The 235-nt window shown below is 48.5% G+C and carries 1 protein-coding gene; it reads right to left on the reverse strand.

The features are described 5' to 3' along the window. Positions 1-235 (reverse strand): AarF/UbiB family protein (locus M992_RS14540; RefSeq protein WP_248842544.1); only part of this gene is annotated, 235 nt, incomplete at both ends.

A 235-nucleotide genomic window follows, 5' to 3' on the forward strand; every position in this document is an offset into this window, starting at 1 on the left:
GAGTAAAGAAGACCCGCACGCCGCGCTCTGCCAACAGTTTCACATTGATATTTTGCGCATGTAAAGCAGGCAAGTCAGACACCGGAATACCGTAGATTCGTTCCATTACCAACACGCTTTCACGGCAGTAATCAGAGTAAATCTCGGGAACATACAGCATTGGGCTGTCTCCGAAATTACGACGAAGCTGAATGGCGTTCGCAGCTTCTCGCAGCAAATTGAGCTCATCCAATAG

Source organism: Moellerella wisconsensis ATCC 35017 (genome assembly GCF_001294465.1).
In the GTDB taxonomy this organism is placed as follows: Bacteria; Pseudomonadota; Gammaproteobacteria; order Enterobacterales; family Enterobacteriaceae; genus Moellerella; species Moellerella wisconsensis.